This is a genomic window from Micromonospora sp. NPDC048930 (assembly GCF_043197935.1).
GTDB lineage: Bacteria > Actinomycetota > Actinomycetes > Mycobacteriales > Micromonosporaceae > Micromonospora.
Genome location: NZ_JBICUB010000003.1, coordinates 50,610 through 69,966, shown reverse-complemented (window position 1 = coordinate 69,966; position 19,357 = coordinate 50,610). Strand labels below are relative to the sequence as shown.

The window sequence follows — 19,357 nt, the reverse complement described above, 5'->3', positions numbered from 1 at the left end:
GGTGTGAAGTTGGTGGTGCAGGTGAAGCTCCTGCCGACGCCCGACGAGGCTGCGGCGCTGGAGGCGACCCTGCGCGCCTGCAACGCCGCAGCATCCGACGTCGCAGTGATGGCACGGGAGATCGACTGCTACCGCAACTACGACCTGCGCCGGCACGCCTACCACGGCATCAAGGACGACTACGGGCTCGGCGCGCAGGCCGCCCAGCACGTCATCAAGAAGGTCGCCGACGTCTACAAGACGCTCGCGGGCAACCTCAAGGCCGGCAACTATGGCAAGCCCGGATCGACGCGCCGACGCAAGGTCGAGACCAACCCCATCATGTTCCGCTGGGACGCCGCCCAGCCCTACGACGCAAGAATGCTGTCGTGGCAGCACGACGCCCGCGTCGTCTCCATCTGGACCGTGCAAGGGCGGCTCAAACAGGTCGCGTTCACCGGTTCCCCCGACCAGATCAAGGCCGTCGAAACCCATCCGGTCGGCGAGTCCGACCTGGTGCACCGGGACGGCATGTGGTTCCTGTACGCCACGGTTGAGGTGGACGAGCCGCAGGTCTATGAGCCGGACGGATTCCTCGGTGTCGACATGGGGATCGCGAACATCGCCTACGACTCCGACGACACCCGTTACGCCGGAACCAAGCTCAACGGCTACCGGCGCCGCCAGCAGCGGCTCAGGAAGCGGTTGCAGGAGAAAGGCACCAAGTCGGCGAAACGGCTCCTGGCCCGCCGCCGCCGGAAGGAAACGCGGCACGCCGCGGACATCAACCACACCATCGCCAAGAGCATCGTGACCGAGGCTGCACGCACCGGCCGCGGAAGTCGGCACCCACGGACTCCGCTCCGCGCCAGATGTTCGCCATGGCTCGGAGTACCACCTTGTCGTCGCTGGTCATCGACATCCCTTCTGGTCGTCGAGCGGTAGCGGAAGCTGAATGATATGGCCCGGCCCGGCCCGGCCGGGCCCGGCTCGGCCCGGGTGGTGGTGGGGCGCGGTCTGACGGGCCTGCGCAGGGTGGACGCCGGATATCCCGGTGGCATCTGGGACCGTTGTGGCTTGATCAGTTGTAAGCGGGCGATTGACAGAATTGGCACCTTTCGGCGTTCCGGTACACAAGGGAGCTGCCTGTGATCCAAGTCACACCCGCTGCTCGGCGCTTCACCTTCCGTAATGCGCCCAGCTCGCCCGGCTTAAAACATCTCGATTGCTCGATGTAACGAGATCTGGTGTTCGGTGAAGGTTTCTGTAAGGGACAGCGGTGGAACCGGCGCACTCCCTATCGTCCCTGCCACTACTTCTCGGAAGATCGATTGGGTGGGCCGTGAGCCGTCGATGGCGTCGTGGGCTAGCTGGATGGGTGGCGGCTTCCGTGGCCGTCACAGCGATTGCGGTACCGGCGTCGGGTCCTGCTGCGGCAGCCCCGGCGTGTACCGGTGCGGCGGGTTCGGAAGCGGGGGCGTTGGCGCTGGCCGCCTCCTGCGGTGAGCCCGTGGTGGTGGACGGCACGCGTACCGAACTGGCGCAGGTGGTCGCGCAGCCGGACGGCCGCCTGCGGTACGAGGCGGCGGTGGTCCCGCAGCGGACCCGCAAGGCCGGTCGCTGGGCCGACGTCGACCTTGATCTCGCCCGCGACGGGGACGGGTCCTGGCGGCCGTCGGTGTCGGTGGCCGACGTGACGTTCTCAGGCGGCGGGACGGGTCCGCTGGTGACGCTGCGCCGCAGCGGCAGGACGATGACGATGTCGTGGCCGGGTGGACCGCTGCCGGTTCCCACCGTCTCGGGCGACTCGGCCACCTACGCGGACGTGCTCGCCGACGTCGACCTGGTAGTGCGCGCCACGCCGACCGGGTTCACCCACGCGCTGAAGGTCAAGTCGGCGAAGGCGGCGGCGAACCCGGCGGTGCGCGAGGTGCGGTTCGGTCTCGGCGGCGACGCCGCGGTGAGCGCCGGCCCGGATGGCCGGCTGCGCGCGACGGTCGGCAGGAACGTGCTCGCCTCGTCGGAGTCGGCCGTGATGTGGGACTCGCGGACGAGGACGGGAGGCGCCGGGTCGGCGGCCCTGCGGGCGGGGGAGGCCGCGTCACGGTCCACCGCCGCGGCCGCCGGTGACGCGGCGCGGGTCGCCCCGGTGGCCGTGGAGGTCGCCGGCCGCGATCTGGTGCTGCGCCCGGACGCGAAGCTGCTGAACGCGCCGGACGCCGTGTTCCCGCTCTTCGTTGACCCGGCCTGGTCGGTGTACAAGACGAAGTGGGCGTACGCGACCAACAACGGCTCCTCGAACACCGACTACTCGGTGGCGCGGGTGGGGTTGAACCCGGACACCGGAGCGTTGTACCGGTCGTTCTTCGAGTTCTCGACGACGGCCAACGGGGTGTCGCTGAAGGGCAAGCACATCGAGTCGGCGTACGTGCAGATGAAGCTCGACCACTCCTGGTCGTGCGGCGACACGGTCGCCTCCATGTACCTCACCCCGGTGATCAACGCGACGATGAAGGCCAGCTGGTCGTCCATGAGCCTGTCCAAGTTCCTGGACGCGGCGTACGGCCACGCGAACGAGGCCGGCGGCTGCTCGTCGATCCAGCCCGACATGATCATGAATTTCTCCGGTTCGACGGTGACCGGGCAGGTGCAGGCGGCCGCGAACGGCAACTGGAACACGATCACTGTCGGCTTCACGGCCCGTGCCTCCGACGGATCGGGCGAGTCGACGCAGGACCGGTGGAAGAAGTTCTTCCCGGGTGACGCGAAGCTGATCGTCGACTACGACACCAAGCCGGGCGCGCCCAACGGCCTCCAGGTGGCCCAGGTGGCCTGCCCCACTTCAGGCATCCTGACCGTCGGCACGTTGAGCCCGACCTTCTCGGCGGTGTTCCCGGACGGCGATCCGTCGGACTCGCTGACGGCCTCCTGGGAGTGGATCGAGGTCCCCAGCGGCGGCATCGGCACCGTCACCGACACGTACCCGACCCGGAAGACCGCACCGCCGGCCAAGAGCGGCATCAGTCCGGGCACCCGGACGACCAGCGCGGCGGTGTCGGTCGTCAGCGGCAAGACCTACGCCTTCCGTGCGAGGGGCACCGACAAGAGCCCGTACAACATCACCGGCTCCTGGTCGGGGTGGTGCCAGTTCGCCGCCGACACCACCAGGCCGCCGGTGACGGCCCGGATGGTCACCGTGCCGGCCGGGCCGGGCATGAAGGGTCGGGTCCGGATCGAGTCGACGGCGACCGACGTCACCAAGTTCCGGTACGGCTGGGACGCCGCGACGAAGGAGGTGGCGGCCCAGGGCACCAGCCCGAAGTACGTCGAGGTCGACCTGACCGCACTGAGCTTCGGCACCAACGTGCTCTACGTGAAGGCCATCGACGCCACATTGAACGAGGGCAACGGATCCGTCGAGTTCAGTGTCCGGCATCCCTCCGGACCGATCGCCAAGTGGGGCCTGGAGACGTACCCGGGCATCAACCAGGCGGCCGCGTTGGCCGACGGTCAACCTGCCCCGGTCGATTCGCCGCTGACCGCGACGAACGTCAGCTGGCCCAGCAACGTACGTATGGTCGGTGGGCAGACCGCCACCTTCAACGGCACCTCGTCGGCGGCGACCACGCCCAGCCTGGTGTCCACCTCCGAATCGTTCAGCGTTTCCGCCTGGGTGCGGCTGACGGCGATGCCGACCGCCGACACGGTCGCGATGACCCAGGACGGCACCGACGCCGCCGGGTTCCTGCTGGGTACCCGGATGGTCGGCTCGCCGGCTGTCGCCAAGTGGTCGTTCTCGATGAAGGACAACTCGGCTCAGTCCAGCACCACGCGGGCCGCGACCCAGAGCATCGCGTCTACCGAACTCGGCCAATGGATGCACCTGGCGGGCGTCTACGACAAGCCGGCCGGGAAGATCCGCCTCTACGTCAACGGTGAACTCGCCATGGAGTCGGCCGGGCCGAGCACGCCGTGGCAGGCCAACGGTGTCTTCGCCGTGGGGCGTGGCTTCGTCGGCGGGGCTGCGGACAAGTGGTGGAACGGCTCCATCGCCGATGTGCAGGTCTTCGACCGGGTGCTGGTGCCGCATGACTTCACCGGCCAGCTCGCCACCGATCCCGGATCGAGCGGGTTCAACGAGCCCGGCATCGTGGCCCCGATGCGGGTGGGCGACTGGGACTTCGAGGCCGCGATTTCCTGCTACGCGACGGACTGGAAGGACACCTGCGAGGCACCCGACTCGGTGACCGCCTGGGATCGGTGGCTGGCGCTGAGCCGGGGCTCCGAGGTGGCCGCCGGGTACGGCGGCGGCCAGGGCCTGTGGCTCGACTACCAGTACTTCCCGGACGATGGCTATAACGAGAGCACGGAGGAGTACGGCCGGAGCGCCAACAAGCTCGCTCCCACCACCGATGCCGACGGCAACGAACTGAACGTGTGGCAGGACACGCCGGTGCTGCGGACGGACGATTCGTTCACGATGTCGGCGTGGGTAATGCTGGGTCTGGACGGGATGCGGACCGCGGTGTCCCAGCGGGGTGTGCACGAGAGTGCCGCCTGGTTGAAGTACCAGTCCGATGTGGGCAAATGGCAGTTCGCTGTCAGTGACGAGGATGTCACGACGACGTCCACGGCGAGTGTGCGGTCCGAGAACCCTGCCACCAGTGGGGTCTGGACCCATCTTGCCGGGGTGTACGACGCCGGCCGCAAGGAGATTCGCCTCTACGTCAACGGCGTCCTTGAGGGCACTCAGGCCGTCTCGTTCACGCCGATGGCATCGACCGGGCCGCTGCTCGTGGGCCGCACGCTGTGGCACGACCAGGTGGTGGACCAGTGGGTCGGCGGCATCGACAACGTCGCCTTGTTCCAGGGCGCGATGACCGACACCGCCGTTTTCGAGTTCTACAACTCGCAAGTCCCGACCACGCCGGGCACGAACACCCTGGCCGAGGGCGAGAGCCTCACTGCTGGTCAGTATCTGCGGTCGGATGTTGGTAACTACCAGCTGCTGATGCAGGACGATGGCAACCTCGTGCTCAGCCAGGCGGGCTTCCCGATCTGGGACACCGGCACCTCGGGCAACCCCGGTGCCTACGCGATCCTGCAGACCGACGGCAACCTGGTCGTCTACACCAGCGACGGCACGCCGCTCTGGGACACGAAGACCTGGGGCACAGCGGCGAGCCAACTGGTGCTGCGCGACAACGGCGACCTGGTGCTGCTCGACCCGGGCGGCACCGTCCTGTGGCGCCGGTGACGCGGCGCTAGCCCCTTCTTGCTCCTGCTCGGTCCGGCTCCCACCGGGCCGAGCAGGAGCCACCCCTGCAGGGCCCGGTCCGGCTACGACCGGTAACTCCTGCCGAACTTCACCCTTTTTGTAGTGGTTTGTCGGAGAGGAACAGCTCATGTCGGCACGGTCTGTGCGCGGCTTACGGCGGGCACGCCGAAGTCTTCTCGGTACGAATCGTCGGCGGTTGACGTTGGTCGGCTCGGTGGTCGCGTCCCTGGTGCTGTCACTGGTGCCCTACGTGCCGGCGCAGGCGGCCCCCGCTCGCCGGCCGTCGAAGCCACCGGTGGAGAAGTTGGACCACGACGGCGGTCCGGTGGCCGGGGGTAAGGCCTGGAAGCAGAACCGGGTGAAGCCCTCGCCCACGCCGGCCCCCGAGTGGCCCGCGGCGGCGACCGCCCGCGTCGACCTCGCGCCGGCCGGCGCCCGTGCGGCGAAGAGTCGAGGCGTGAAGGCTGGCTCGCTGCCGGTGTGGGTGGACCGTGGCGCCGGCAAGGCCGGTGAGCGGCTCTCCCAGCTCGACGTGAAGGTCGTGGACCGCGCGAGCCTGCCGCAGGCGTGGCGCGACGGCCTGGTCCTGAAGCTGACCGTGCCGCAGGGCGCACCGACCGGAGCGGCGAAGGTGTCGGTCGACTACGACGCCTTCCGGTACGCGGCCGGCGGATCGTGGGCGTCGCGCCTGCGGCTGTGGCAGGTGCCGGAGTGTGCCCTGACCACCCCGGCCGGCCCGGCCTGCCGGTCGGTCCCGCTGCGCACCGCCAACGACACCGGCGCCGGGGTCGCCACCGCCGAGGTGAGCGTCACGTCCGACACCGCGGTGGGGTCGCGCTCCCTGCTGATGCTGACCGCCGCGTCCTCCGGGTCCGACGGTGACTTCGGGGCGACCAGCCTCGCTCCCTCGTCCACCTGGTCGAGCGGCGGCAGTGCCGGTGACTTCTCGTGGAACTACCCGCTGCGGATGCCGCCGGCGACCGGCCCGGCCCCGACGATCGCCCTGAACTATTCGTCCTCCGCCGTGGACGGCCGCTCGGAGGCCACCAACAACCAGCCGTCGTGGATCGGCGAGGGCTTCGACTACACGCCCGGTTACATCGAGCGCCGCTACGTGCCCTGCGCGGACGACCTGAAGAACGGGGCGACGAACACCGCGAGCAGCGGTGACCAGTGCTGGCGCTCCGACAACGCCACCATGAGCCTCAACGGGCGGGGCGGTGAGCTGGTATTCCAGGCGGGGAAGGGTTGGCACTCGCGCGCCGAGGACGGCTCGAAGATCGAGAAGCTGACCGGTGCCACCAACGGCGACTCCGGCGATCCCGCCTACGGTGACGTGGGCGAGTACTGGAAGGTCACCACGACCGACGGCACGCAGTACTTCTTCGGTCTGCACAATCTGCCGGGCGAGACGACCGGGACCAATTCCACTCTCACGGTGCCGGTGTTCGGCAACCACACCAGCGAGCCGTGCCACAAGAGCACGTTCGCCGGGTCGGACTGTGTGCAGGCGTGGCGGTGGAATCTCGACTACGTCGTGGACGTGCGCGGCAACACGATGTCGTTCTGGTACGGCAAAGAGACCAACAAGTACGCCCGCAACAGCACCGACTCCGACGTCGTCACGTATGACCGGGCCGGCTACCTGAAGCGCATCGACTACGGCACGTACGACCGGACGTCGGCGACGCACGGTGTCACCGAGCGCAACGTCAACCCGTACGCGCAGGTGGTCTTCGACACCGACATGCGCTGCTTCTCCAACTGCGGCACCGAGGCCGCCCCGGTGAAGGCCAGCTGGGTGGACACCCCGTGGGACCAGGAGTGCAAGGGCACGACCTGTCCGCAGCAGTACTCGCCGACTTTCTGGACGACCAAGCGGCTGAAGACCATCACCACGCAGGTGTGGGACACCACCAAGCCGACAGCCGCATGGCAGCCGGTCGAGTCGTGGACGCTGACGCACACGTTCTCGGCGACGGCTGACTCCACCTATGCCGGGCTGTGGCTGGACCGGATCGACCACGCCGGTCTGGTGGGCGGGACGATCAACCTGCCGCCGGTGACGTTCGGGGCGGAGTCGCTGCCGAACCGCGTCTACACCGAGCACGGCACCACCGACAACTGGCTGCGGATGTCCAGCATCGTCACCGAGACCGGCGCCCAGATCAAGGTGGACTACTCGCTGCCCGAGTGCACGGCGGCGATCGTAGACGCGTTGGCCCCGGAGTCGAACACGAGGCGCTGCTATCCGGTCAAGGTGCCGGACCCGGCCGACCCGACCGGCCAGAAGCTGGTCACCGAGTGGTGGCACAAGTACGTCGTCACGCACGTCGCCGAGGACGACGTCCAGCTGGCCGACGGGCACCAGTCGCCGAGCAAGCACACCTGGTACGACTACGTCGGCTCCCCGGCCTGGCACTTCGACGACGACGACGGCCTCACCAGGCCGGACCGCAAGACGTGGGGACAGTGGCGCGGCTACGCCGAAGTGCAGACACGGGTGGGTGACGACGGGAACCCGCAGACGCTCGCCGTCACCACCTTCATGCGCGGCATGCACGGAGACAAGCTGAGCCCGACGGGCGGCACCCGCAACGTGACGGTGCCCGCGTCGCTGGGCTCCGAGACCGTCTACGACGAGGACCAGTTCGCCGGCCAGGTCCGCGAGCAGGTCGTCTACAACGGCGTCGAGTCCAAGCCGGTGTCGAAGACGGTGAACGTGCCGTGGCGCTCCAGCGCCACCGCCAGCCGCACCATCAACGGCGACACGGTGGAGGCGCGATACGTCAACACCCAGGCCACCTACGCCGCCACCGCCCTGGGCGTGGACGGCTCCCGCGGTTGGCGCACCTCCCGCGGTCGGACCAGCTTCGACAACACGTACGGCACGCTCAACTGGTCGCAGGACGACGGCGACGTCTCGAAGACCGGTGACGAGAAGTGCATCACCTACACCTACAACCGCAACCTGGCCAAGAACCTCACCCAACTGGTCAAGCAGACCACCACCACCGCCCTGGCCTGCGGCACCAGCCCGACCAGCGTCGATGACGTCATCTCCGACGCCCGCACCTACTACGACAGCGCGACCAGCGTCGACGCGACGCCGACGTTCGGCGCCAGCACCAAGACCGAGCAGCTCAAGGACTGGACGCCCAGCACCGGAACGGTGTGGCAGACGACCTCCCAGGCCAGCTACGACAGCGCCGGCCGCCAGCTGAGCACGACCGACGTCAACGGCAACGTCACCACGACCGCGTTCACGCCGGCGGTGGGCGGGCCGGTCACCAAGGTCACCACCACCAACCCCCTGAACTGGCAGTCGACGGTGGACATGAACCCGTACTGGGGTGCCACCACCAAGGCCACCGACCCGAACAACAAGATCACCTCCGAGGCGGAGTACGACGCCCTCGGCCGGGTCGCGAAGGTGTGGACGCAGGGCTGGACCCGAGCGACGAACCCGACCCAGCCATCGGCCGACTACACCTACACCTTCGCGTCGGGCCGGAACAACTACCCGTACGTGACTTCTCGCAGCCTGAACCCCGACGGCAACTACCTGACCTCGTACCAGATCCTCGACGGGCTGCTGCGCCCGCGGCAGACCCAGTCGCTGTCGCTGGGCGGCAGCGGCGACCGGGTGGTCACCGACACCATCTACGACGAGTACGGACGCGCGGCGGCGAATTACGCCGCCCACGCCGAGACCGGGGCGCCCTCGGGGACGCTGTGGTGGGAACCGGAATGGTCCCTGCCTGCGGTGTCCAAGGTCGTCTTCGACCAGGCGTCCCGCCCCACGAACGGCATCTTCCTCGCCGGCGACAACGTCACCAACCTGGTCGAGAAGTGGCGCACGGTCACCAGTTACGAGGGTGACCTGACCAAGGTCACGCCGCCGGACGGCGGCACGCCCATCACCACGGTGACCGACATCGAGGGCCGCACCGTTGCGCTGCGGCAGCACACCACGACCGCCGGGGTCAACGGCGCCTACCTGGAGACGACGTACGCCTTCAACCGCAAGGGGCAGGCGACGAAGACCATCGACTCGGCCGGCAACGAGTGGGTCAACGAGTACGACGTCAAGGGCCGCCTGTGGCGGACCACCGACCCGGACAAGGGCACCACCACCAGCACCTTCTACGAGGACGACACGCTCCAGAAGACCGTCGACGCGCGCGGCGAGACGCTGTGGTACGTCTACGACCAGCTGGGCCGCAAGACCCAGCTCCGCGACGACTCGGCAACCGGACGCCTGCGCGCCGAGTGGAAGTACGACACCCTCTACAGCGGGCAGGGCGGGTTCCGAGGTCAGCTGACCCAGAGCATCCGCTACGAATACGACTCGGCCGGCACGGCGAGCGCCTACAAGTGGCAGGTCCGCAACTTCAACGATCGCTACCAACCCACCGGCGTCAACTACGTCATCCCCCCGGTCGAGACCGGTCTCAACGCGACCTATGTCTACGCCTACGGCTACTCCCAGTTCACCGGCGCGCCCACATCGATCTCCTACCCGGCCGGCGGCGGGCTGGTCACCGAGCAGTTGACCACCGACTACGACGCCACGACCGGTATGCCGACCCGTCTCGACACCAGCCTGACCGGCTTCGCGGGCACCATGGCGACCTCGACCTTCACCGCCTACGGTGAGCGCAAGGGGTCGATCTACAAGATGCCCGGCGGGGTCTACACGCAGGATGTGGTCTGGCGGGACGACGCCACCCGGCGTGTCACCCGCACCACCGTCGAGCGGGAAACCGTCGCGGGCACGGTCTCCGACCGCAGCTACTCCTACAAGGCGGCCGGCAACATCACGTCGATCGCCGACACCCCGCAGGTGGGCCAGGCGGACGTCCAGTGCTTCCGCGACGACGCCCTGGGACGGCTGAAGAGCGCCTGGACCCCGACGGCCGACGTTTCCTGCGACACGGACCCGGTCGTCGGCAACCTGGGCGGGCCGGCGCCGTACTGGCAGGACTGGACCCTTGACGACACCGGTAGCCGACGTGTCGAGACCAGTCACGCCGGCGCCGGGGACACCACCCGCAGTTACCTGGTGCCGGACGGTGGCCAGAACGTCACCCGGCCGCACGCCGTCACCCAGCTGACCACGGACGCCCCCGGGCAGTCGACGGTGGTCGCCAAGTACGACTACGACGCGACCGGCAACACGACCTGCCGGCCGTCGGGTACCGCCGCGAACGACTGCGGCACCGCGAAGACGGGCAGCCAGACCCTGACCTGGGACGCCGAGGGCAAGCTCACCGGCGTCAGCAGCGCGGGAAACACCATCGAGACCAACATCTACGACGCCGACGGCGTCCGGCTCATCCGCCGGGACGCCACCGGTACCACCCTGTACCTCCCCGGGCAGGAGATCCGCCGCGAAGGCAGTGTGAACACCGGTACCCGCTACTACAACTTCGGCGGCGTCACCTGCGCCAGCCGCAAGGGCGGCTCGGCGATCACCGACCTGACCTGGCTGTTCGACGATCACCAGGGCACGCAGCAGATCGCCATCAATGCCGGCACGCAGAACCTGACCATCCGTCGCCAGACGCCCTACGGCGTGTCCCGTGACCCGAACACCGTCTGGGTCAACGGCAAGGGCTTCGTCGGCGGCGACGTCGATCCGACCAACCTGGTCAACATCGGTGCCCGGCAGTACGACCAAATGCTCGGGCGGTTCATCTCGGTGGACCCGGTGATGGACCTGTCCGACCCGCAGCAGTGGAACGCCTACTCGTACGCCAACAACTCGCCCATCACGCTGAGCGACCCCACCGGTCGTAACCCGTTCGACGCGCAGTGGGACGGGCCGCCGCCGTCGAAGCACTCCCAGCAGAACATGGAGAACGCCTACGGGTCGCCGGAGTACAACCGGTCCGACCGGCCGCCGACGCGCGAGGACATCGTGGCCGCCGAGCAGGCACGCCAGCGTCAGGAGGCCGCGGCCAGACAGCGCCAGGAGGCCGAGCGGAAGCAGCGCGAGTGCCAGGCCAGCTTCTGGTGCCGCCACGCCGGTGCGGTCGGCGCCGTCGCCGGCATCGCCGCAGGCGTCATCGTGGGCGGCGCCTGCACGGCGGCCAGCTGGGGCGTCGGCGCCGTCGGCTGTGCGGCGATCGGCGGATTCGTCGGCGGCGCCGTCGGCTCCCTCGTCACCAACGGCCTCGACGCCGACGAGGAGAGCTGGGGGCAACTGGCCGGTGAAGCCCTGATGGACGGGCTGGTAGGCGCGGCGATGGGGGCTGGTGGCGCCCTTCTGGGTGCCGCCGCTTTCGGCGCCGGGGTAGCCATCACATCCGGGATGGGTTTGAAGGCCGCCGGCCAGATGGCCATGGCGGGGATGCGCTCCAGCCTCGCCGGCGCTGCGGCAGGCGGCGGTGGAGCCGCAAACCCCGGATCGGCAGTCAACGCTGTGGGCGGCAAGAACAACTGCGTCTCGTGCGCCATTGCCGGAGACAGAACGCTTGGCGGCGCACCTTCCTCTGCGATCAAGTTGAACCCCGATGAACCCTTCAAGGACGGGCTTCAGACGATCGCCAACTACGCTGGTCGGACGATGTACCAAGTCAGCGGTCGGAGTGCTATCGAGAGGCAATTGCTTAGGGCAGGTAATGGCGCCAGAGGAATTGTGTACGGAGCGCGCTCGGACGGAACGGCGCATGTCTGGAACGCGGTCGTACAGCGTGGGCGCGTCAACTTCCCCGACTTTCAGACCGGCAAGGGCGCCAACTGGAATGGGTTCAACTTCTATGGTTTTGTGAGGACGAACTAGCGATGATCTTTCAAGACGCCTATGAGGCGGCCCAGAACTACTTGGACTCGAGTATGCGCAAAAACCACGCGCTCGAGATTGTAATCGGCTCATGCTCGGAGTACCCTAACGCCTGGGTTTTCGGCTATAACACTCGCCGCTTTTGGCAAGGGGACTTCATGGCTTCGCTTGTCGGTAACGGACCCGTCGTGGTTCCGAAGAGCGGCGGTGAGCCGTTCTTGGCGAGCTCCGCCACCCCTGTGGAGGAACAACTTCGCGATCTGTAGGAGCTCGTCCCTCGCTAGGCGTCACTTGCAACGGTGGCTGCGTTGATGCGATCGCATTGACGCAGCCACTGCCGCGTCCGCCCCACTTTCCGATGGCAGGTGGCGAGCAGCCGGGCACGCTGGACGGCAAGCAACTGCACCCAACGGTACTGAACAGCACTCAACGGCACCCGGGCTCACCTGCAGTCCTGCGTTTCCGCAGGCCACCGTGGGGCGCGGCGTCCCGTTTCACACCGAAGAGGTCACTGGTTCGATCCAGTATCGCCCACGCAGGTCAAAGGCCACTTCCCGGGTTCGGGAGGTGGCCTTTCTGCTGGCGTAGGGCAGGTTTTTTGCAGCAACGGTCAGCGGGGGAGTGACGACCCACCGGCGCGGGCACGGCTGGCGGTTCTCGACCAGCCTGGCGGTCGGTCCCTGCTGCTACTTTGCCGGCCGTGAATGACTACCTGCGCGCCGTCGGCTGGGAATCGCTGCAAGGGCCATACGGACTGGCCTCGGACGTGCCAAGGCTGTTGCAGATGCTTCGATCTCACGACCCGGCGGCGCGGGGCGAGGCGGAAGATTAGCTCGAAGACCATCTCCAGCACCAAGGCTTGGTGCAGGAACCGGCGGCGGCCGCCGCGGGACGTCTTCGAAGGGTGATGATGCAACCGCTCGCTACGGTCAGCTCGCGCTATGAGGCTGCCCGGCACCCGAGGCGCTTGAGCGCTTCGCGCGTGGCCTTGGACGACACCTGGGTGTAGATCTCCATGGTCACGGAGAAGCGGGCGTGCCGGAGGACCTGCATGGCGACTCTCGGATGGACGTCGAGGTCGGCTAGGAGTGTCGCGCAGGTGCGCCTGGCGTCGTCGACGGTGATCGGCGTGACCCTTGCCTTTTCGCACTTGGTCTGCCAGGAGCGCTGGAAGGGCTTCCGGTTGAGCATCGATGATTTCGATGCTCACCCCGCAAAGCATTCGGGCTGTTCATGCTGACCGATCCCGGATAGGGTCCCCGCCATCGTCTCAGGCAGGAGGTTTCCGGTGGTCAGGAAGCGTGCGCTTCGCATTGTCGTCGGTCTCGCCGCACTCTCGCTCGCCGTCGCTGGCTGCGGACGCTCGACCAGCGGTCAGACGCCGCAGGCCGGTGCCCCCGCCTCAGTCGCGGCCGGCGCCAAGGCCGCCGACATGGTTCCGGCGGCCATCAAGGAGAAGGGCGTCCTGCGGGTCGCCACCGCTGAGGGCTACCCGCCGATGGAGATGTACAAGGAGGGGACCCAAGAGCTGATCGGCGTCGACCCGGAGTTGGCGGCGGCGATCGCCGGGCGGCTCGGCCTGAAGCTGGAGATGACCAATGCGAGCTTCCCGGGCCTGATCCCGGGTCTGCAGGCCGACCGCTGGGACCTGGCGATGTCCTCGATGAGCGACACCGAGGAGCGCCGTAAGGCCGTCGACTTCGTCGACTACTTCCAGGCCGGCGGTGCGATCATGGTGGCGAAGGGCAACCCGGCCGGGGTGAAGGACCTGGCGGACCTGTGCGGCCGGGCCGTGGTGCTCGCGAAGGGGAGTTCCAACCTCGCCATCGGCGAGAAGCAGAACGCTTCGTGCGCCAAGAAGATGACCATCTCGCAGAGCGAGGACGCCCCGACCGGCCTGCTGCAGATCGACGCCGGGCGCGCGGTGGCCACCATCGTGGACTACCCGGTGGCCAAGATGCTGGCCCAGCAGAGCGGCAAGTACGAGGTGCTGGAGGCCCAGTATGAGGCCGGTCCGTGGGGCATCGCGATCGACAAGAAGGACAGCCAGCTGCGTGACGCCGTCCAGCGGGCCCTGCAGGAGCTGATCGAGGCGGGCGAGTACGCCAAGATCCTGGAGAAGTGGGGCGTGCAGGGCAGCGGTGTGAAGACCGCGACGGTCAACGACCAGAAGTGAGTACACCGGTGGATGCGACCGTCCCGGGCCCGGCTTCGGCCGGGCCCGCCGGCCCGGTGACGCCGGAGGTGAACCGGATCAGCCATCCGCTGCGACCGGGGCGCTGGGTGGCCGCCGGGGCGACCGCCCTGGTCCTGGCCTGGTTGGTCTGGACCGTCGCGATCAACCCGAACCTGCACTGGGACATCGTCGTCAAGTACCAGTTCGACCGGGTCATCGTGGAAGGGCTCTGGGTCACCGTCCAGCTCACGGTCGTGTCCATGGCGATCGGGGTGGTGCTCGGCGTAGTCGTGGCGCTGATGCAGGTCTCCGACAGTCGTATCCTGCGGGCGGGCGCCATGGCGTACGTCTGGTTCTTCCGTGGCACGCCGCTGCTGGTGCAGCTGATCTTCTGGTTCAACATCGCGCTGATCTTCCCGGAGATCGGGCTGGGCGTGCCGTTCGGTGGCCCGAAGCTGGTGACCTGGGAGACGAACACCCTGGTCACTGGATTCGTCGCGGCGCTGCTCGGGCTCAGCATCAACGAGGGCGCCTACATGAGTGAGATCGTTCGGGCCGGCCTGCGCTCGGTCGACCCTGGCCAGCAGGAGGCTGCGGCGGCGTTGGGCATGTCCCGCATGAAGATCATGAGGCGGGTGGTGCTGCCCCAGGCGATGCGGATCATCGTCCCGCCGACCGGCAACCAGTTCATCTCCATGCTCAAGACCACCTCGCTCGTGTCGGTGATCGCCGGCGCCGACCTGCTCACCGTCACCCAGCGGCTCTACCTGACCAACTTCGAGGTGATCGCCCTGCTGATCGTCGCGTCCCTGTGGTACCTGGTTCTGACCACCGTCGCCAGCATCGGCCAGTACTACCTGGAACGCCGGTTCAGCCGCGGCTTCGGCGCCACCGCGCCGGGGGCCCTGCGCGGGCGGATCGCCCGCAACCTGCGCTTCACCGGGAGCGCGCGATGACCCCGCCGATGGTGGAGTGCCGCTCCCTGCGCAAGAGCTTCGGGCGGCTGGAGGTGCTGCGCGGCATCGACCTGACCATCGAGCGCGGACGGGTGGTCTGCGTGGTCGGCCCTTCCGGCTCCGGCAAGTCGACCCTGCTGCGTTGCCTCAACCACCTTGAGGAGCCGCAGGCGGGTCGGGTCTACGTCGACGGCGAGCTGATCGGATACGAGGAGCGCGGCGGCCGGCTGCGGCCGCTGCCGGACACGCGACTGCGCCGCCAGCGCGAGTCGATCGGCATGGTCTTCCAGCGTTTCCATCTGTTCCCGCACCGCACCGCGCTGGAGAACGTGATGGAGGGCCTGGTCGCGGTGAAGGGCGTCCCGGCAGCCGACGCGCGGCGGCGCGCCGCTGACCTGCTCGACCGGGTCGGACTGGCCGACCGCGCCCACCACTACCCGGCGCACCTGTCCGGCGGCCAGCAACAGCGGGTCGCCATCGCCCGCTCGCTGGCCATGTCGCCGAAGCTGATGCTCTTCGACGAGCCGACCTCGGCGCTCGACCCGGAACTGGTCGGCGAGGTGCTGGAGGTGATGAAGGACCTCGCGTCGAGCGGGATGACCATGATCGTGGTGACCCACGAGATGGGCTTCGCCCGGGAGGTCGGCGACCACCTCGTCTTCATGGACGAGGGCCTGATCGTCGAGCAGGGGCCGCCCCGGCAGGTGCTCGCCGCACCGCGGCACGACCGTACCCGCGCGTTCCTGTCCAAGGTGCTCTGATGGCGCGGCTCGACGTGCTGATCACCGGCGGCGAGGTGATCGACGGCACCGGCTCGCCGGCCCGCCCGGGCGACGTGGGCGCCCGCGACGGGCGGCTTGTGCTGCTGCCACCGGGCGGTCGCACTCCCGCCGCCGAGGTCATCGACGCGGCCGGGCTGGTCGTCGCGCCGGGCTTCATCGATGTGCACACCCACTCCGACCTGCTCGCCGGCGACGACGAGCAGCGGGAGGTGCTGCGCCGTGCGCCGCTGCTGCAAGGCGTCACCACGGAGATCTGCGGCAACTGCGGCATCAGCCCCTTCCCGGTCCCGCCCCAGCGCACCGAACCGGTGCGGGAGTTGATCGCCGCGACCTTCGGCCCACCCGCGTCGGCCTACGCGTCGTTCGCCGAGTTCGCCGACGCGCAGGGCGCCGCCCGGCGCAACCATCTCGCCGCCCTCGTCGGCCACGGCACACTGCGAGCCGCGGTGGTCGGCTTCGGCCAGCGGCGGGCCACCCCTGCGGAAACCCGGCAGATGTGCCACCTGCTCGACGAGGCACTCACCGCGGGCGCGGCCGGGCTGTCGACCGGCCTGATCTACTCCCCGGGCGTCAACGCGGGCACCGACGAGGTGATCGCCCTCGCACGGGTGGCGGCCGCACACGGCAAGCCGTACGTGACACACCTGCGCGACGAGATGTCCCAGGTCGAATCGGCGCTCGAGGAGGCCATCGAGATCGCCACCGCGGCAGGGGCGGCGCTGCAGGTCTCCCACCACAAGACCGCCGGGCGGCGCGCCTGGGGCGCGACCGTCCGCACCCTCGCCCGGCTCGAACGGGCGCGCGCCGACGGGCTGGACGTCACCTGCGACGTCTACCCGTACACGGCCGGCAGCACCGCCCTGCACGCGATGCTGCCGCCATGGCTGATCGCCGACGGGGTACCGGCGATGCTCACCGCCGCCACCGACCCGAAGACCCGCGACCAGATCCGCCACGACCTGGTCGCCGGCCTGCCAGGCTGGGAGAACACCGTCGGCAACGGCGGCTGGGACCTGATCCGCGTCGCCTCCGCCCCGAACAACCCCGACGCCCAGGGGCACACCATCGCCGACCTGGCCGCCACACGCGGCGTCGACCCCGTCGACTACGCCTGCGACCTGCTCACCGCCGAACACGGCGACGTCACCATCCTCAGCCACTCCATGCACGAGGACGACGTACGCCGCGTGCTTGCCAGCCCGCTGACCATGATCTGCTCAGACGGCGTACCGAAGGGGGGCCGACCCCACCCGCGGTGGGCGGGCAGCTTCGCCCGCGTGCTCGGCCACTACGTCCGCGACATGGGACTGCTGGATCTGGCGCAGGCGGTGCACAAGATGACGGCGATGCCCGCCCACCGCTTCGGCCTCCGCGACCGCGGGCTGCTCGCTGACGGGTACGCCGCGGACCTGGTGGTCCTCGACCCGCAGCGGGTCGCCGACGGCGCCACCTACGACGACCCGCTGGCCCCGCCACATGGAGTGCGGTGCGTGCTGGTCGGCGGCCGGGTCGTCGTGGACGGCGGTGCGGTCACCGACGCGCGGCCGGGCCGGGTGCTGGCCGTACCGGATCGGCGGCCCGCCGTGCCAGGGCGGCGATGAGCCCGGCGGTGCGGGTCGGGGCGATGGTGCGGCGGCTGGACGACGGCCGCACCCTCTCGACCGACCCCGACCTGGTCCTGCCGCTGGCCAGCGTCGGCAAGGTGCTGCTCCTCGGCGAGGTCGCCCGCCGACTCGCCGACGGGACGCTCGCCGCGGGCCAGCCGGTCGAGTTGCTCGACGCAGACCGGGAGGTCGGCGGCACCGGCCTGATCGGCCAGCTGTCGCCCCAGCGGTGGACGGTCGCCGACCTGGCCACGGCCGTCGCCGCGGTCAGCGACAACGCCGCTACCAACGCCCTGCTGCGGCTGGTGACCCTGGACGCCGTACGGGACCTGGCCCGCCGGGCCGGGCTGCGGGACACCACCGTGCACGACCGGATTCGAGCCGAGCGCGGCCCCGGCCTACCTGCGACCTTCGCCACCGGCACCGCCCGCGAACTGTGCGCCTTCCTCACCGAGGTGGCGCAGGGGACCTGGCAGAGCCCGCGGGCGTGCCAGCTGCTGCGCGGCTGGCTCGCCGGCAACACCGACCGCACCATGGTCGCCGACTCCATCGGCCACGACCCCTGGTCGAGCGACGGAGTCCGGGTGGAGAACAAGACCGGCACCGACACCGGGGTACGCGCCGACACCGGCATCGTGTCCGGCCGGCACACCGTCGTCTACGCCGTGATCTCCGCGTTCGCGCCCGGCGCCGAGCGAGCCGCCGTGGCCGAGCTGCGGCGCTGGGGCGCCGCGGTCGACCGGCTCGCCGGACCCCACCGCTCCGACAGCTCCTGACTGAGCGTCGCCGCCGCGTCGGTCAGCCGCTCGACGAACCTGCCAACCACCGGATTGGGGTTGCCGGGACGCAGCGCCACGCCGATCTCCCGGTACAGACTGGCGTGGGCGAGCTGCCGCACCGCCACCCCGCCCGGGTTGCGCAGGCCGAGCGACGGCACCAGCGCCACCCCGACACCGGCCCGAACCAGGCCCAGCACCACCTCGTAGTGGTCACTGCGGCAGCGGATCCGCGGCGGAAAGCCCTCCGCTCGCGCTGCCAGCTCCAACACCGACACCTCGCCCTGCACGCCGAGGGTGGTGATCCACGGCTCGGCAGCGAGGTCCGCGAGCCGAAGCCGCCGCCGCCGGGCGAGTGGATGATCGGCGGGAAGCACCACCAGCTGCGGGTCCACCATCAGTGGCTCGACCTTCGCGTACGGCGACGCCTGCGCCGGACTCAGCGGATGGTCGAACACCACCACCAGGTCCAGCTCACCCTGATGGAGGCGGGGTAGCAGTTCGTGCGGCTGCCCCAGGATCAGCGCCAGCTCGACCTGCGGATGGTCCCGGCTGAAGCTCGACAGCGCACGCGGCAGCAGCTCCGTGCCGGCGGTGGCGAAGAACCCGATCCGCAGCAGTCCCCGGCGGCCCTCGCCGTGTGCGGACAGCTCGTCGCGGGCCGCCGACATCAGATCGACGATCTGCTGCGCGTAGTCCGCTAGGCGCTGGCCCGCGACCGTGAGCCGCAGACTGCGCGGCCCCCGATCCACCAGCGCCACCCCGGCCTCCTGCTCCAGCGTGGCGAGCTGGTGGGAGACCGCGGACGGGGTCAGCTGAAGCCGCTCCGCGGCGGCGACAATCGTGCCGTGCCGGGCGATCTCCAGGACGACCTGCAGGCGTGCGGTGTTGAACATCGGCGGACTGCCTCCCTGCTCACGGGTGGTCAGCCGTCGACCTCCACCCGGCCCACACTCTCGCATGCCGGCCGTGTCAGCTCCGCGCCAGCCACGACGGCCCATAAGCCCGGCCGCTGGACC

The 19,357-nt window shown here is 69.3% G+C and carries 11 protein-coding genes; 9 read left to right on the top strand and 2 right to left on the bottom strand.

The window, feature by feature from the left end:
• Positions 1-3 precede the first annotated feature (3 nt).
• The 4 genes from ACGFI9_RS09350 to ACGFI9_RS09335 all read left to right on the top strand — a co-directional run bounded on the left by ACGFI9_RS09350 (position 4) and on the right by ACGFI9_RS09335 (position 12,310).
• Positions 4-924: a hypothetical protein gene (locus tag ACGFI9_RS09350; RefSeq protein WP_393176795.1), complete on the top strand. Its 921-nt coding sequence runs from the start codon at positions 4-6 to the stop codon at positions 922-924.
• Positions 925-1,321: 397 nt separating this feature from the next.
• Entirely contained in the window at positions 1,322-5,236 is a 3,915-nt protein-coding gene (locus ACGFI9_RS09345; RefSeq protein WP_393176792.1) for a LamG-like jellyroll fold domain-containing protein, read from the top strand.
• 217 nt (positions 5,237-5,453) lie between these two features.
• On the top strand, positions 5,454-12,044 hold the full coding sequence (locus tag ACGFI9_RS09340; protein ID WP_393176789.1) for an RHS repeat-associated core domain-containing protein: 6,591 nt from the start codon (positions 5,454-5,456) through the stop codon (positions 12,042-12,044).
• A gap of 2 nt (positions 12,045-12,046) precedes the next feature.
• Positions 12,047-12,310 (top strand): YrhB domain-containing protein, encoded by a 264-nt coding sequence (locus tag ACGFI9_RS09335; RefSeq protein WP_393176786.1) that lies wholly within the window; start codon positions 12,047-12,049, stop codon positions 12,308-12,310.
• A gap of 673 nt (positions 12,311-12,983) precedes the next feature.
• Here the strand turns inward: ACGFI9_RS09335 and ACGFI9_RS09330 are convergent.
• On the bottom strand, positions 12,984-13,235 hold the full coding sequence (locus ACGFI9_RS09330; RefSeq protein ID WP_393176784.1) for a hypothetical protein: 252 nt from the start codon (positions 13,233-13,235) through the stop codon (positions 12,984-12,986).
• Positions 13,236-13,332: 97 nt separating this feature from the next.
• Here ACGFI9_RS09330 and ACGFI9_RS09325 point away from each other — a divergent pair, with 97 nt between their 5' ends.
• From ACGFI9_RS09325 to ACGFI9_RS09305, 5 genes are read left to right on the top strand one after another with little or no spacing between them, the layout of a single operon-like run.
• Entirely contained in the window at positions 13,333-14,220 is an 888-nt protein-coding gene (locus ACGFI9_RS09325; RefSeq protein ID WP_393176781.1) for an ABC transporter substrate-binding protein, read from the top strand.
• Between the two features lie 8 nt (positions 14,221-14,228).
• Positions 14,229-15,176 (top strand): amino acid ABC transporter permease, encoded by a 948-nt coding sequence (locus tag ACGFI9_RS09320; RefSeq protein WP_393176779.1) that lies wholly within the window; start codon positions 14,229-14,231, stop codon positions 15,174-15,176.
• Positions 15,173-15,937, top strand: a complete 765-nt coding sequence (locus ACGFI9_RS09315; RefSeq protein ID WP_393176777.1) for an amino acid ABC transporter ATP-binding protein — start codon at positions 15,173-15,175, stop codon at positions 15,935-15,937. The genes ACGFI9_RS09320 and ACGFI9_RS09315 overlap by 4 nt, the downstream gene beginning before the upstream one ends.
• Positions 15,937-17,559, top strand: coding sequence for an amidohydrolase family protein (locus ACGFI9_RS09310; RefSeq protein WP_393176775.1), 1,623 nt, complete (start codon positions 15,937-15,939; stop codon positions 17,557-17,559). The genes ACGFI9_RS09315 and ACGFI9_RS09310 overlap by 1 nt, the downstream gene beginning before the upstream one ends.
• Positions 17,556-18,338 (top strand): serine hydrolase, encoded by a 783-nt coding sequence (locus ACGFI9_RS09305; RefSeq protein WP_393176772.1) that lies wholly within the window; start codon positions 17,556-17,558, stop codon positions 18,336-18,338. Before ACGFI9_RS09310 ends, ACGFI9_RS09305 begins: the two co-directional genes overlap by 4 nt.
• On the opposite strand, the gene ACGFI9_RS09300 is transcribed toward ACGFI9_RS09305, so the two are convergent.
• Positions 18,221-19,234 carry a LysR family transcriptional regulator gene (locus ACGFI9_RS09300; RefSeq protein ID WP_393176770.1) on the bottom strand — a complete coding sequence of 338 codons (1,014 nt, stop codon included), beginning with the start codon at positions 19,232-19,234 and terminating at the stop codon, positions 18,221-18,223. The two genes, ACGFI9_RS09305 and ACGFI9_RS09300, sit on opposite strands and share 118 nt — an antisense overlap.
• Positions 19,235-19,357: the final 123 nt, after the last annotated feature.